The following is a 13,750-nucleotide window of genomic DNA, read 5'->3' as shown; positions in this document are numbered from 1 at the left end:
TTATCACTGTTTTGATTGCACTAACACATCATTAGCCGCTTGGCTTAACGTTAGTCTTATCAATGCCCGGTCTAACTGCGGTTTCAGGGAATAACTGGCTGACATTGCCAGTTATCATTAGCATCTTTAGTATGCCACTCCCTGATTTGTGGGTTACCTCTTAAGTTGAGATAATCCACGCTCTCGATTGACAAAAGCAGTACGCAGAAATAATCAGGCACACGAGAAAAGTCGCCTTCCGCATGAAGCGGGCTCGCATCATGTCGTGGTGTCCCTGGCTCTCCCCATAGAAACTGTTTTTTACCAGCATCAGACAGCTTATCCCACTGCTCTCGCACAAGTGATTCTCGGGCAGACAGGGTTAATATTGCGACCGACGTGGCAAGGCGATACTGCTCTCTCGTTTTAGTAAAATACCAGCAACACTGTGCGTGCGGCGTCTCGTTTAACTCTGTATATTTATGTGTGCGAGTATCAGATATTACAATTAATTCGTTATCGTCAGAAATTCCTCTGAATACAACCGTTCTGCACTGCGGCATACCGTGACTGTCACACGTTGCTAATTGAAAAAAGCGACTTTCAGGCATGCTTCGCGTTTTGTGTAGACTTTTTATCAGCGCTTGTCGCCATTGTGGCATAACAGGTGTCCCAACGTATTAATTTCGCTTGGTCAAAGAAAATAGTGAGTAAAAGTTTTGTGTCGTAATGTCCGCAAGCGCTTTGACACTAATGCCTTTAAGCTCAGCAATAAATTCGGCAACTTCCACAACATAACCAGGTTGATTTTGTTTCCCCCTATGCGGAACAGGTGCCAACCAAGGGGAATCGGTTTCAATTAGCAGCCTATCAAGAGGAATTGCTTTCACCACCTCTCGCAATTCACTCGCGGAATGGAACGTCACAATACCGGAAATAGAGATATAGAAGCCCATTTCTATGGCCGCTTGCGCCATTTCGAGGCTTTCGGTAAAACAATGTAATACCCCTTTAGTGTGCGTCGCTTTGTGTTGTTTAAGCAGGTTTATCGTATCTTCTCTCGCATCTCGCGTATGAATAATGAGGGGTTTTCCCGTTTCATTAGCAACCTTGATATGATCAACGAATGACGTGAGCTGCACCGCTTTACTATCTGGGCTGTAGAAGTAATCTAAACCGGTTTCACCAATTGCCACCACTTCATCACCGCTGGCTTTTGCGAGCAACTCTTCGTAGCTACACGCTTCATCTTGATGCAACGGGTGAACGCCACATGACACTGACACATCACTAAATGCTTTCACTGTCTCGCGCATGGCATCGTAATCGTTGACGGATACGCACACACAAAGAAAATGCTCTACACCGCGTGTGCGAGCAAATTGTAGGGTTTCTGCCAGCTGTTCTGGCGATTGTTTTAATCTGTCTAAGTGACAGTGAGAATCTACAAACAAACTACACCTATTTTGTTTTGCTAGCGCACTTACGTCCGCTACCGTTGAAATTGTTTAAGTACGTTAAAAAGTACCATTGATTTATTAACACCCGGGTGCTGCAACACTTTAGACGCCTCGACACACGAACAATATCGTTCATAGTCCCGTGCTTGAGCGTTCAGTTTATAGGCGTTGAGCGCGCGTTGCTGGCACCATGTCGAGACATCAAGGGCATAGTCTTGCCACTTATTTGCAAGGATAAAAGGCTGCACGTTGGGGTCACCGCCCAGTAATGCCTCCATGCCGTCGGTAAAGCTGCGATAATTAAAGTCGTTGTCACCTTGCAGCGCCCGAACAATGCGAAGCGGCGCATAGCCGTAAGCCTGCAATAGTGCTTCGCTAGCATCTTCTACGCCGTGGTTACGTAAGTAGTTCAACCCCTCATCGACCGATGGTAATGCCAGCGCATGCTTTTCACAGCGGCTGAGTATCGTCGGCATTAATTTATTGAGACTTTCGGTAATAAGTAACAAATACGTATTATTAGTGGGCTCTTCCAAGGTTTTTAACAACGCGTTCGCGGCTGCTTCAGTCATAGAGTCAGCTTTGGGGATAACAAGTACCTTATTCCCGCTCATCTGGGCCGTTCCACTTAACTTAGCGATCCCCTCACGTATTTTGTCCACACCTAATTGCTTTTCGCTTTCTAATATATGAAAGTCGGGGTGACTGCCTGCCTTACGCAATGCGCAACTTTGACATGCGTCGCAGGGGCCAGACGCCGAAGGGCTTTTGCATAACAACGTAAAGGCAACTTCATCAACCAGCTCTTGTTTGCCGATACCCGGTGCACCATTAAACAATAATGCATGGTGCAGCCTCTTAGCGTTAGCACGAGAAATCAATGATGAATAGACCGACGTAAACCAAGGTAGCATTAGGCTAAATACTCTTTGATCACAGAAAGTACATCGCGATGCACGGCGTCGATATCTTGCATTGCGTTTATGACTTTGATGTTGTCATCGGCATTAGCCAACGCTAAATAGCGGGCTCGGGTACGCTCAAAGAACGCTAATCCAGATTGTTCTATTCTGTCGAGTTCGCCCCTTCCCCTGGCGCGTGCTAGCCCGGTTTCTGGCTCAACGTCGAGGTAAAGCGTAAGATCGGGCCTAAAACCACGTAATGCGGTACTGCTAATTGCCGCCATCATAGACGCATCAACGCCTCTACCACCGCCCTGATAAGCTTGGGATGACAAGTCGTGTCGATCGCCAACCACCCAGCTTCCCGCATCTAGTGCAGGCTTAATACGGTTATCAAGTAACTGGACTCGCGCCGCATACATAAGAAGCAACTCGGTTTCTTCACTGACCCGCTCATCCCAGTTATGTTTTACACAATCGCGAATAGACTCAGCCATTGGCGTACCGCCAGGTTCTCTTGTTTGCTCGACAACCTTGCCCGCCGCTTTCAACGTATCGACAATTAGCCCAATCACCGAACTTTTACCGGCGCCTTCGAGGCCTTCTACAACTATAAATTTACCTTTCATTTTCTAACTGAGGCTCTCTTAATATAAGGTTAGCGCTTAAGTTGGTATTTTCGCACAGCGGCGTTATGTTCTTCCAGTGTTGTGGAAAATTTGTGAGTCCCATCGCCTTTTGAAACAAAGTAGAGGGCATCGGTATCATCGGGGTGAAGAGCAGCATTAATGGCAGCCTTACCTGCCATCGCGATAGGCGTAGGCGGTAAACCTTTTATGACATACGTATTATACGGTGTCGCCGTACGAAGGTGCTTACGGGTAATATTACCGTCATAGCTGGGGCCAATCCCATAAATCACCGTTGGGTCTGTTTGCAGTCGCATGTTTTTAGTAAGCCTGTTGGCAAAGACACCCGCTATCAACGAACGCTCACTGGCTACCGCCGTTTCTTTTTCAATGATACTGGCAAGGATGAGGGCGTCATACGCAGAACTTATGGGTAATTCGACTTGCCGTGTTTCCCATTGCTCATTAAGAAAAGCGATGAGTGCATCATGAGCGCGCGCTAAAATAATACTGGCGCTCGTACCTTGGGTAAACAGGTATGTGTCGGCTAAAAACAAGCCCTCATAATTCGCCGTATCGCCGAGTGAATCGTTAAGCCCTATGTGTTGAAGCGCGCTCGATGAACGCCCTTCAACAATAGCTTCAATACTTGTCGCATCAAGATCATAATCAATACCGGCGGTACTTTCTAATACACCTAGCCATTGCGCGAGCGTTAACCCTTCAATAAGGCTCACAGAGAATAAATGCTCTTTCCCTTTGGTAAACTTGGTAAATACGTCAACCAACGAATCGGTGGGCAGCAGCATAAATGTCCCTGACTTAACTTGTGTGTTACCTGCAAACCATTTGAGCCAAACTTTTGCAACAAGCGGCGACACAGTAATCAAGCCATCGTTGCGCATAGCTTTAATCAATTTGTAGCCATTGCTTCCTTTGATAACCGTATACAGCCGCGGCTCATTTATACTAAGCGGCGTTGTCACCGCATTCTTAACATAAAAAACAGCAGAAGCGGTTGCAGCCGTGGCAATAAAAATAACAATAAACAGTGCTTTTAAAACCCGCATGAAATTACTGCTTCCCACTATCAATGTATTGTTTAAACACAGCACGCAGCGTATTGCATAGGTGTTGTCCATTTGAAAACGTCACAATATCTTCCTTGTCGAGTGATGCTGGGTTTGGTGGAACACTAAGCGTTGACACCCACATAACCCCAAGCACTGCATTGGTTATTGCGATGGCGTCTGCAGACTGTATATCGCTGAGAGAAAGTCGGCTCTCTACGACCGACGCAGCGCTTGCTCTCATGTGCTCTAAAAGACACTGCCGCACAACGCCATTAACACCTGCTTCATCAATTCTGGGGGTATACCAGGTATTATTGCGATTAATGAACACGTTGCCAGCACTGCTTTCAATTACATTGCCCTGTGTATCAAAAACCAGTGCATCTTGCACACCAGGCGTACGAGCAATTTCTTGCTTGATAAACACTTGCTCTAATCTATTCATATGCTTAACGCCAGCCAAAAGAGGCTGAACCGCTAGGCGTGTATTGGCACACATCGCTGTAATACCTGAAGACCACATTCCCTCGTAAGATGCCGGATACGGGTGGAACGTCAACCGAACGATTGAATGGGCGTGAGGGTCGCGCGCATAACCTCGACCGCCAGTACCGGCCGAAGCGTGCACCTTCAGCACGTAGCGTCGGCTGTTAGCCGTTTTCGCTGCCTCTTTTGCAACTACATGTTCAATGGCGTCGGAAAGCTTAGGGATGTCGATAGTAATACCAAGCACATTGGTATCGTGGGTCAAACGGCGCAGATGGTATGGCAGAAGTTCAACATGCCCATCACTCACGCACATAGTGGTAAATACACCATCGCCGTAATTGAATGCTCTATCGTCGGGCATGATGGGATGGCTGTTTGAAACAATATCCACGGTTTACTCGGTTCTAAACTGATTACGAAGAGTATACCAAGTTGTTGTGTGCAAACAAGAAAGGCAGCAATATTTGATATTGCTGCCTTTAATAACGATAGATGCGGTTATGGACGTTTAAAAATCAAAGAGCCATTCGTGCCACCAAAACCAAACGAGTTGCACAGTGCATAGTCTGCACTAAACGCTTTAGCCTTATGTGCTACGAAGTCTAGATCACATCCTTCACCTGGCTCATCTAGATTGATGGTTGGCGGCGCCATGCGGTCGCGCAAGGCAAGTATGGTGAAAATAGCCTCAACCGAACCTGCCGCACCAAGTAGGTGTCCTGTCATTGACTTTGTCGAGCTGACGAGAATATCGGTAGCATGGTCCTTAAACACACGTTTTACCGCAGCCACTTCGGCTACATCACCCGCAGGCGTAGAGGTACCATGTGCATTAACGTAACCAATCTCATCACTTGAAATATTTGCATCGCGAATCGCGTTTTCCATCGATGCTGCCGCACCTTCGCCGTCAGCAGGGGGCGATGTCATATGATATGCATCACCGCTCATACCAAAACCTACAAGCTCGGCATAAATGGTTGCACCACGGGCCTTCGCAGCCTCATATTCCTCAAGCATGACGACACCAGCTCCCTCGCCCATCACAAAGCCATCTCTGTCTTTATCCCATGGGCGACTTGCGGCTTGTGGGTCATCGTTGCGAGACGATAATGCTCTTGCTGCCGCAAAGCCAGCAATACCTAAAGGCGTAATGGATGCCTCAGAGCCACCTGCGAGCATCGCGTCAGCATCGCCATAAGCAATGGTACGTGCTGCAATGCCAATGTTATGAACCCCTGTCGTACAGGCCGTCACCACATTTAAATTTGGTCCTTTCAACCCTTCCATGATCGACAAAAAGCCTGAGATCATATTCGTTATGGTTGATGGTACAAAGAAAGGCGATACCCGTTTTGGGCCGCTATTAAGCAGTTTATTATGATTTTGCTCTATCTGCTCTAAACCACCAATTCCCGAACCAATCGCTACACCAACACGGTGTGCATTATCTTCAGTAATTGTTAAGCCAGAGTCGGCCATGGCCTGTTTACCTGCTGCAATACCCAGCTGGATAAACCTGTCCATTTTCTTGGTTTCTTTCTTTTCTATATAATCTTGCGGGTCAAAGTCATCAACTTGACCAGCAAAACGGGTTGAATAATTACTGCAATCAAAAAGAGTGATTTCACCAATACCGCTCTCGCCGGCTAGAAGACGACGCCAAGTCTTATCAACTGTAAGACCCAATGGTGAAAGCATTCCAAGACCAGTAACCACTACGCGACGTTTTGTCACAAAAAGCCCTCGCTTTGGAACTAAGGTGGGGAAACAAAAACGGCTCTAAAATAGAGCCGTTTGTCGCTTACCTAAGACTTAAGCGTCTTTGTTAGCGTTGATGTAGTCGATTGCAGATTGAACCGTTGTGATTTTCTCTGCTTCTTCATCAGGGATTTCTGTATCGAATTCCTCTTCTAAAGCCATTACTAGCTCAACTGTATCAAGTGAATCAGCGCCTAAATCGTCAACGAATGAAGCTTCAGCTTTTACTTCTTCTTCTTTTACGCCAAGTTGCTCGATAATGATTTTCTTAACGCGATCTTCAATGTTACTCATAATTCTAGATTTCCCTTAAACGTCACTAGATAATAAAACTGTCGCTAGTTTATTTTGCAAGGTCCGTCCTTGCAAGCACCAGATTGAACTTATTTTCTGGTCAAACCAGCAACATTCCGAATTCAATAGTTACTATTTTTACATCCAAGTTCGGGGAAATACCACCCCAAACTACGTTAAATTCACAATTTTTGTGAATTTAACCCATATACATCCCACCATTTACATGGATGGTTTCGCCTGTAATGTAGGCCGCACCGCTGCTCACTAAAAATGCAACAGTGGCGGCAATTTCATCAGGCTCACCCAAACGGTTCGCTGGAATGTCTTTAAAAATTGCTTCGCGTTGGTCATCGGATAATGACTTCGTCATATCTGTATCAATAAAGCCTGGCGATACTACGTTGATAGTAATACCGCGAGATGCTACTTCCCTCGCCATCGACTTCGAAAAGCCGATTACGCCTGCTTTTGCCGCTGCATAGTTGGCTTGACCCGCATTACCCGAGCTACCCACTACCGAGCCGATATTGACAATGCGACCATAGCGTTTCTTCATCATACCGCGAAGTACCGCTTTTGACAGCGTAAATATTGCTGAAAGGTTGGTATCGATAATATCTTGCCATTCTGCATCTTTCATACGCATTAGCAGATTATCGCGTGTGATACCCGCATTATTAACTAAAATATCAACACTACCATATTCATCAGCAATGTGTTTTATCGTTGCATCAACACTATCTTTATCGGTAACGTTAAGGGCAAGACCTTTACCACCAAATGCCGCTAAATACTCGCTAATGGCGTTTGCACCGCTTTCACTGGTTGCAGTACCGACAACGGTTGCGCCTTGCTCAGCAAGTTGCGTAGCAATGGCTTTTCCAATTCCCCGACTGGCCCCTGTTACTAACGCTATTTGGCCTTCTAACTGACTCATAGCATATCCTTATTTATATTAACGCTTCCACACCCTCAGGCGTGCTTACTGCAAGAGACGTCAGCCCCTTATTAATTCGTTTATTCAGACCTGTTAGTACTTTACCAGGTCCCACTTCAATAATACGCTCAACGCCTGCCGCCGCGAGATATTCAATGGTACGTGTCCATTGCACTGGACAATATAACTGGCGAACTAGCGCATTTTTTATTGCTTCGCCTTGCGTTTCAATCGTCACGTCGACGTTATTAACCACATTTATCGCAGGAATAGACACAGATAGCTGCGCTAACGCCTCCTCGAGTTTATCGGCCGCTGGGCGCATAAGCTCACAATGTGATGGAACGCTTACCGCAAGAGGAAGTGCGCGTTTCGCCCCCGCTTCTTTACACGCGGTCGCCGCTTGTTCGGCTGCGTGTTTTTCACCCGCTATAACCACTTGCCCCGGCGAATTGAAATTAACAGGTGCTACGACATCACCGGTAGCAATGGCCGTTTGGTGACAAACATCGGCGATTTTTGCATCATCTAGCCCGATAATAGCGTACATTGCACCCGCGCCGGCTGGCACGGCTTCTTGCATATACTTACCGCGAGCTTCAACTAACTTGACCGCATCGGTAAACGACATCGCGCCACCACAAACCATTGCAGAGTATTCACCTAAACTGTGACCAGCAAGATAATCGGCTTCAATACCTTGAGCACGCAAAACACGCCAAACAGCAACACTCGCCGTCAATAATGCAGGTTGCGTAATATGGGTTTCATTTAATTTGCCTTCGGCATCATTTTGGACGAGGTCCCACAGGTCGTAACCTAATGCACTTGATGCTTCAGTAAATGTTTCTAGCACCACCGGATAGTCGTCCGCGAGTTCTTTTAACATGCCTACATTTTGGGAGCCTTGCCCAGGAAACACGCAAGCTGTTTTCATTATTAGTTCCTTTTTATGCTTACTAAACCACAAGAAGTGTGAAAATCAATAGCGAACGAGAGCAGATGCCCACGCAAAACCGCCGCCGAATGCTTCAAGCAGTAGATGTTGTCCACGCTGAATACGGCCATCTCTAATAGCGGTATCAAGAGCCGTGGGCACTGTTGCTGCAGACGTATTGCCGTACTTTTCTAACGTCATGACAACTTGGTCTAACGACATATCAAGCTTCTTAGCCGTCGCTTTGATGATTCTGAAGTTGGCTTGGTGAGGCACTAACCAGTCTAGATCAGACTTTTGCATACCATTTGCAGCCAGCGTTTGCTCTACCACTTGCGACAATTTGTTTACTGCTACTTTGAATACTTCGTTACCGCGCATCACGCCCCAGTTATCATGGACTGACTGCTCATCACCACGCGTGGGGTTGCCGACATAAAGTAAATCGCCATATGACCCAGCCGCATGAATGTGCGTTGATAAGATCCCGGGCTCATCACTGGCTTCTATAATAGTGGCGCCTGCTGCGTCTCCAAACAATATCACCATGGTTCTATCGGCTGGGTTAATAAGACGACTTAGGCAGTCGGTTCCTATAACAAGAACACGCTTCGCCATGCCTGACTTTACGTACTGGTCTGCTACGCTTAACGCGTAGCAATAACCCGCACATGCTGCGGCCACATCAAATGCTGGAATACCATCTAAATCAAGCATGCGTTGAATTTCACACGCTGTGCTTGGAAGTGCATAGCGGCCGCTTGTGGTGGCGCACACAATCATATCAATAGATTTAGGATCAATCCCTGCCATTTCAATGGCTTTCTTACTCGCCTCGAACCCCATGGTAGCGGCGGTTTCTTCCGCTCCAATTATACGGCGTTCTTTAATACCTGTCCGGTCAGTGATCCATTCGTCACTGGTATCGACCATTACTTCTAGATCTGCGTTAGTACGCACGTCACTGGGGTAATAGCTACCTGTACCTATAAACCGTGAATATTTGCTCAAAGCTGCTCCAACAATACCGTTTCTATCTTTGTTTTTATTTTGTCGGGAACCTGCATCTTCGCTTCATTCATCGCCTGAACGATGGCGTAATAAAAGGCGTCTTTTGATGCGTTTCCATGACTCTTTATAACAATGCCGCGCAATCCTATCAGACTCGCACCGTTATACTGGTCGGGGTTCACACTGTTGTAGATAGATTTCAGTAAGGGGAAAGCAATTTTGGCTAGAATACGTGTATACAAATTTCGCTGTGACTGTCGTTTTACTTCATTAATCACAAGCTTTGCAAGGCCTTCGCTCGACTTTAACGCCACGTTACCAGTGAAACCATCGGTAACAACGACATCGGCATGGTCAGTGAAGATATCGTCGCCCTCGACATAACCGATATAGTTAATTCCAGGGGCGTCTTTAAACAGTTGGTCAGCAGATTTAACTTGCGCATTACCTTTGATATCTTCTTCGCCCACATTAAGTAATGCGACACGAGGCGATGCGATACCAGACACTTCTTGCGCCAGTACTGACCCCATTACACCATATTGGAAGAGGATTTCTGGCGTACAGTTAACGTTTGCACCAAGATCGAGTAGAAATACATTATGGTGGCTAGTGGTAGGCATCATGTTAATCAACGCCGGTCTATCAATGCCTGATAATGTTTTTAATAAGTAGAACGATAATGTGAGCAATGCGCCAGTATTGCCTGCGCTTACACATGCATTCGCATCACCCTGCTTCACAAGTTCAACGACTTTTCGCATTGAAGAACGCTTTTTGTTTCGCAATGCCGATGTAGGCACTTCGCCCATTTCAACCACTTGGTCGCAATGATATACACAAACACGTGTACGTTCTTGTGAAGATAAAGAAGAGAGTCCGTTTCCAATAACGGTTTCATCGCCGCACAACGCAAAGTTTACGTCGGGATGAAGTTGGATAGCCTTAACGGCCGCAGAAAGGATAACAGGGGGACCATGATCGCCCCCCATGATATCTAACGCGATGGTTAGCTTAGACAAAATGTAGTCGCCGTATTACGCGCCGATTACTTTCTTGCCTTTGTAGTACCCATCAGCAGTCACGTGGTGACGAAGGTGAGTTTCGCCTGACGTTGAATCGACGGACAAAGTTGCACCGGTCAACGCATCGTGTGAACGACGCATACCGCGCTTAGAACGCGTTTTACGATTTTTTTGTACTGCCATAACTTACTCCTGGTCTCGCTTAAGTTCTTTCAAAACCGCGAAAGGGTTTTTTCGCTCATGTTCAGGTTCAATCTTTCCGAACGACATGTCATCACGCTTCACCGAACACACCTCCTCTGCATGAAGGGGAACAATTGGCATGGCTAACAGCAGCTCGTCTTCAAAAATTTGAAGCAGACTAACTTCTCCGTGGTCGTCGACCTCTACCTGCTCATAAGCTTCGGGAATGATGTCTTCATTATTCTGATTTTCTCCCTGCACTGGAGTAAAACAGAAATCCACCTCAAGTGGATAATCGATTTCACCATTACACCGCTGACAGATAAGTGTAACCTGAGTGGCTAAATGGCCGTGAAAGACAGTAAGACCCTGCGCGTCTTTTTCAAACTGTACCTCTGCGTCCACATCGTCACTGCATCGGACAACTGCCTCACTTAATCGTTCCATATCCTTAGAAACAATAATACCCCGATAATCGGAGCGAATTATTGCGCTTTTGGTCGGTTCAACCGAATGAGGGAGTTTCACTTTCTGCATAGGGCGCGCATGATATAGCGTTGCCCCTTATCTGTCAAAACTTAAATCCATTTTTGCCACAACTTTATCTATATTTTTTGGCGTTTGTCGTTACAATGCGCTCACGTTCTATCTTGTCCAAAGTGTGTGCATGACGCAATTAATCCTCGCCTCGTCTTCTCCTTACCGAAAATCGCTATTAGAAAACATTGGTATCTGCGTTGGCACTGTCTCGCCAGATATCGACGAGTCACCGAGGCTACGTGAGTCCCCTACTGTTTTGAGTAAAAGGCTCGCTGAACAAAAAGCTGCAAAAGTCTCCTCGGCTTATCCAGACGCAATTGTTATTGGTAGCGACCAAGTGGCAATGGTCAATATCAATAACTCAATGCAATTACTCGGAAAACCAGGTTCGGCTGAAAATGCACTTAAGCAACTCATGCTTTGCCAAGGGCAAACCGTGCACTTTTACACTGCATTATCATTACGCTGTGATAACAGACATCTTAGCTGCACTGAAATTGAAGAGACCATAGTAACGTTTAAAACGCTAAGAAAAGAAAAGCTCATGGCATATATTGAAAAAGAGCAACCGTTGGATTGTGCTGGCAGTTTTAAATGTGAGGGGTTAGGGATTTTACTTTTTGACAGTATAAGCAGCAGAGATCCAAACGCGCTTGTCGGACTACCGCTTATACTATTAAACACGATGTTAAATGACCATTTCGGCGTAGATCTTCTAACAATCGCAACCCAGCGTTAATTTATTAGGCGTGACTCACGCTATGCAGACAAAAACGCCGCTAGTTCATCGATTGAATGCACAATCGCTTTAGGAGAAAATCGCTCAAGATGAATCTGAGCATGCACACCATAAGACACCCCTACTCGGTCCATACCAATCGATTCCGCCATCTGCATGTCATACGTTGTGTCACCAATCATCACCGCGTCACTTGCAGCCATGTCGAGTTCGTCTAAAAGCTGCTGTAACATGTCTGGTGAAGGCTTAGACTGAGCGTCATCTGCGCAGCGCGATGCACTAAAGAAACGCCCAGTGTCAGTTTGTGCCCACGCCCTGTCTAGACCGCGCCTGGCTTTCCCTGTCGCAACCGCAAGCACACATCCTTGTTGTTCAAGCATCTCAAGCATAGACTCAACGCCACCAAAAAGCGGGCTGGGTGTTGAATCTTGGTCAACGAAAGCCTCTTTGTAAGCAGACACTATGCTATCAGCCAGTTTGTCATCATCGATATTAAAAAGTTGCTTAATGGCAGGCTTCAAACTGATGCCAATAATATGCCCAACTGCATCAGCACTGGGAATGGGCACCGCACAAGTTCTGGCAGCCAATTGCATACAATTTATGATTTTGGCGGCCGAGTCCATTAAGGTGCCATCCCAATCAAAAATAACTAACTTGTACTTTGGGGCTAAAGACATGATTTACTTCTTCGTGTTAATTATTCTAACTGCACTGTTTATTACAGTGCATTCAATGTTGCTGACAACACCTCATCCAAGGGCGCTTCAAAACTAATACGTTCTTCGGTACCCGGATGAATGAAAGCAATACTGCGTGCATGTAAAAATAATCGATTCAAACCTAACTTACGCATTTTATCGTCAAAGGCTGAGTCACCATATTTTGGGTCGCACGCAATAGGATGGCCTGCGTGCAAACAATGCACACGAATTTGATGTGTACGCCCCGTAATAGGTGAAGCCTCAACAAGCGTTGCACCCTCAAAGGTTTGTAAAATACGATAACGCGTTTCAGAAGGTTTACCGTCGTCACCGACACTGACCATGCGCTCGCCAGACTGAAGAACGTTTTTGCGAAGCGGCGCTTTTACTTTAAACCGTGTCTCTGGCCATTGTCCTGCAACCAAAGCATTATAACGTTTATCCATTTTACCGGTTCGAAGCTGCTCGTGCATATGACGCAGCGCAGAACGCTTTTTGGCAATAATGATACAACCAGAGGTGTCACGATCTAAGCGGTGTACCAGCTCCATAAACTTCGCCTCTGGGCGCAGTGCTCGTAACCCTTCAATGAGACCGAAGCTTAAACCGCTGCCGCCGTGAACCGCAGTACCCGATGGTTTGTTTATCACCATTAATCGGTCATCTTCGTACAAAATACAAGACGACAATGCCGCTATTTTGGCTAATTTTGGTGAAGGCGCGGGCGCGCCCTCCGAGACGCGCACCGGCGGAATGCGGATAACATCATTCTCACTAAGTTTATATTCTGGCTTTACCCTACCTTTATTTACGCGTACCTCGCCTTTACGCAAAATACGATAAATCATACTTTTCGGCACGCCCTTTAACTGCGTACGTAAAAAGTTATCAATTCTTTGACCCGCGAGGTCTTGTTCTACCGTCACAAAACGGACTTGTTGTTGAGTTTGTTCTTTCATACGTTAAGTATACCGCATTGCAAAAGGGCATCGATACAGAAACTTCACATTATCTATATTTTATCGCGATTAGCGTGCGTTTGAAGCATCAATGTCAATAACCTTCTCTTATCTCAACGCTTTTA

At 46.2% G+C, this 13,750-nt stretch carries 17 protein-coding genes; 1 reads left to right on the top strand and 16 read right to left on the bottom strand.

Going from position 1 to position 13,750, the window contains the following annotated elements; all coding sequences use genetic code 11:
- Positions 1 to 83: 83 nt before the first annotated feature.
- The 14 genes from ACOJRU_RS07635 to yceD form a co-directional block, all read right to left on the bottom strand.
- A complete protein-coding gene (locus ACOJRU_RS07635; RefSeq protein ID WP_421134417.1) occupies positions 84 to 641 on the bottom strand; it encodes a pyridoxamine 5'-phosphate oxidase family protein in 558 nt (185 codons plus the stop codon).
- A gap of 18 nt (positions 642 to 659) precedes the next feature.
- Positions 660 to 1,433, bottom strand: a complete 774-nt coding sequence (locus ACOJRU_RS07630; protein ID WP_421134416.1) for a TatD family hydrolase — start codon at positions 1,431 to 1,433, stop codon at positions 660 to 662.
- A 38-nt stretch (positions 1,434 to 1,471) separates the two neighbouring features.
- Entirely contained in the window at positions 1,472 to 2,353 is an 882-nt protein-coding gene (gene holB, locus ACOJRU_RS07625) for a DNA polymerase III subunit delta' (RefSeq protein WP_421134415.1), read from the bottom strand.
- Complete coding sequence (gene tmk / locus ACOJRU_RS07620) at positions 2,353 to 2,970, bottom strand: dTMP kinase (protein ID WP_421134414.1); 618 nt, start codon at positions 2,968 to 2,970, stop codon at positions 2,353 to 2,355. Before tmk ends, holB begins: the two co-directional genes overlap by 1 nt.
- A 29-nt stretch (positions 2,971 to 2,999) precedes the next feature.
- Positions 3,000 to 4,040, bottom strand: coding sequence for an endolytic transglycosylase MltG (gene mltG / locus ACOJRU_RS07615; protein WP_421134413.1), 1,041 nt, complete (start codon positions 4,038 to 4,040; stop codon positions 3,000 to 3,002).
- A gap of 4 nt (positions 4,041 to 4,044) precedes the next feature.
- Positions 4,045 to 4,923, bottom strand: coding sequence for an aminodeoxychorismate lyase (gene pabC, locus ACOJRU_RS07610; protein WP_421134412.1), 879 nt, complete (start codon positions 4,921 to 4,923; stop codon positions 4,045 to 4,047).
- A 107-nt stretch (positions 4,924 to 5,030) separates the two neighbouring features.
- On the bottom strand, positions 5,031 to 6,269 hold the full coding sequence (gene fabF / locus ACOJRU_RS07605; protein WP_421134411.1) for a beta-ketoacyl-ACP synthase II: 1,239 nt from the start codon (positions 6,267 to 6,269) through the stop codon (positions 5,031 to 5,033).
- A gap of 78 nt (positions 6,270 to 6,347) precedes the next feature.
- Positions 6,348 to 6,587, bottom strand: coding sequence for an acyl carrier protein (acpP, locus tag ACOJRU_RS07600; protein WP_334015192.1), 240 nt, complete (start codon positions 6,585 to 6,587; stop codon positions 6,348 to 6,350).
- A 199-nt stretch (positions 6,588 to 6,786) separates the two neighbouring features.
- Positions 6,787 to 7,527: a 3-oxoacyl-ACP reductase FabG gene (gene fabG / locus ACOJRU_RS07595; protein WP_421134410.1), complete on the bottom strand. Its 741-nt coding sequence runs from the start codon at positions 7,525 to 7,527 to the stop codon at positions 6,787 to 6,789.
- A gap of 13 nt (positions 7,528 to 7,540) precedes the next feature.
- Positions 7,541 to 8,467 carry an ACP S-malonyltransferase gene (fabD, locus tag ACOJRU_RS07590; RefSeq protein ID WP_421134741.1) on the bottom strand — a complete coding sequence of 309 codons (927 nt, stop codon included), beginning with the start codon at positions 8,465 to 8,467 and terminating at the stop codon, positions 7,541 to 7,543.
- A 42-nt stretch (positions 8,468 to 8,509) separates the two neighbouring features.
- Positions 8,510 to 9,475: a beta-ketoacyl-ACP synthase III gene (locus tag ACOJRU_RS07585; RefSeq protein WP_421134409.1), complete on the bottom strand. Its 966-nt coding sequence runs from the start codon at positions 9,473 to 9,475 to the stop codon at positions 8,510 to 8,512.
- Complete coding sequence (plsX, locus tag ACOJRU_RS07580) at positions 9,472 to 10,497, bottom strand: phosphate acyltransferase PlsX (protein ID WP_421134408.1); 1,026 nt, start codon at positions 10,495 to 10,497, stop codon at positions 9,472 to 9,474. Before plsX ends, ACOJRU_RS07585 begins: the two co-directional genes overlap by 4 nt.
- Before the next feature lie 15 nt (positions 10,498 to 10,512).
- Positions 10,513 to 10,683, bottom strand: a complete 171-nt coding sequence (gene rpmF, locus ACOJRU_RS07575) for a 50S ribosomal protein L32 (protein ID WP_032095795.1) — start codon at positions 10,681 to 10,683, stop codon at positions 10,513 to 10,515.
- Positions 10,684 to 10,686: 3 nt separating this feature from the next.
- Positions 10,687 to 11,220 carry a 23S rRNA accumulation protein YceD gene (gene yceD / locus ACOJRU_RS07570; protein WP_421134407.1) on the bottom strand — a complete coding sequence of 178 codons (534 nt, stop codon included), beginning with the start codon at positions 11,218 to 11,220 and terminating at the stop codon, positions 10,687 to 10,689.
- A gap of 130 nt (positions 11,221 to 11,350) precedes the next feature.
- Here yceD and ACOJRU_RS07565 point away from each other — a divergent pair, with 130 nt between their 5' ends.
- Entirely contained in the window at positions 11,351 to 11,962 is a 612-nt protein-coding gene (locus ACOJRU_RS07565; protein WP_421134406.1) for a Maf family protein, read from the top strand.
- Between the two features lie 20 nt (positions 11,963 to 11,982).
- Here ACOJRU_RS07565 and ACOJRU_RS07560 read toward each other — a convergent pair whose 3' ends face one another.
- Entirely contained in the window at positions 11,983 to 12,642 is a 660-nt protein-coding gene (locus tag ACOJRU_RS07560; protein ID WP_421134405.1) for an HAD-IA family hydrolase, read from the bottom strand.
- Positions 12,643 to 12,683: 41 nt separating this feature from the next.
- Positions 12,684 to 13,625, bottom strand: a complete 942-nt coding sequence (rluC, locus tag ACOJRU_RS07555; protein ID WP_421134404.1) for a 23S rRNA pseudouridine(955/2504/2580) synthase RluC — start codon at positions 13,623 to 13,625, stop codon at positions 12,684 to 12,686.
- Positions 13,626 to 13,750: the final 125 nt, after the last annotated feature.

This window comes from Alteromonas algae (assembly GCF_049117195.1).
Lineage (GTDB): Bacteria > Pseudomonadota > Gammaproteobacteria > Enterobacterales > Alteromonadaceae > Alteromonas.
The sequence above is the reverse complement of the archived record's forward strand: the minus strand, read 5'-3'. Positions and strand labels throughout refer to the sequence as shown.

Excerpts from the sequence above, each read along its gene's own strand:
- holB (WP_421134415.1), bottom strand. The coding sequence starts at position 2,353 with ATGCTACCTTGGTTTACGTCGGTCTATTCATCATTGATTTCTCGTGCT.
- rluC (WP_421134404.1), bottom strand. The coding sequence starts at position 13,625 with ATGAAAGAACAAACTCAACAACAAGTCCGTTTTGTGACGGTAGAACAA.
- rpmF (WP_032095795.1), bottom strand. The coding sequence starts at position 10,683 with ATGGCAGTACAAAAAAATCGTAAAACGCGTTCTAAGCGCGGTATGCGT.
- ACOJRU_RS07635 (WP_421134417.1), bottom strand. The coding sequence starts at position 641 with ATGCCACAATGGCGACAAGCGCTGATAAAAAGTCTACACAAAACGCGA.
- tmk (WP_421134414.1), bottom strand. The coding sequence starts at position 2,970 with ATGAAAGGTAAATTTATAGTTGTAGAAGGCCTCGAAGGCGCCGGTAAA.
- mltG (WP_421134413.1), bottom strand. The coding sequence starts at position 4,040 with ATGCGGGTTTTAAAAGCACTGTTTATTGTTATTTTTATTGCCACGGCT.
- ACOJRU_RS07560 (WP_421134405.1), bottom strand. The coding sequence starts at position 12,642 with ATGTCTTTAGCCCCAAAGTACAAGTTAGTTATTTTTGATTGGGATGGC.
- acpP (WP_334015192.1), bottom strand. The coding sequence starts at position 6,587 with ATGAGTAACATTGAAGATCGCGTTAAGAAAATCATTATCGAGCAACTT.
- yceD (WP_421134407.1), bottom strand. The coding sequence starts at position 11,220 with ATGCAGAAAGTGAAACTCCCTCATTCGGTTGAACCGACCAAAAGCGCA.
- fabG (WP_421134410.1), bottom strand. The coding sequence starts at position 7,527 with ATGAGTCAGTTAGAAGGCCAAATAGCGTTAGTAACAGGGGCCAGTCGG.
- ACOJRU_RS07565 (WP_421134406.1), top strand. The coding sequence starts at position 11,351 with ATGACGCAATTAATCCTCGCCTCGTCTTCTCCTTACCGAAAATCGCTA.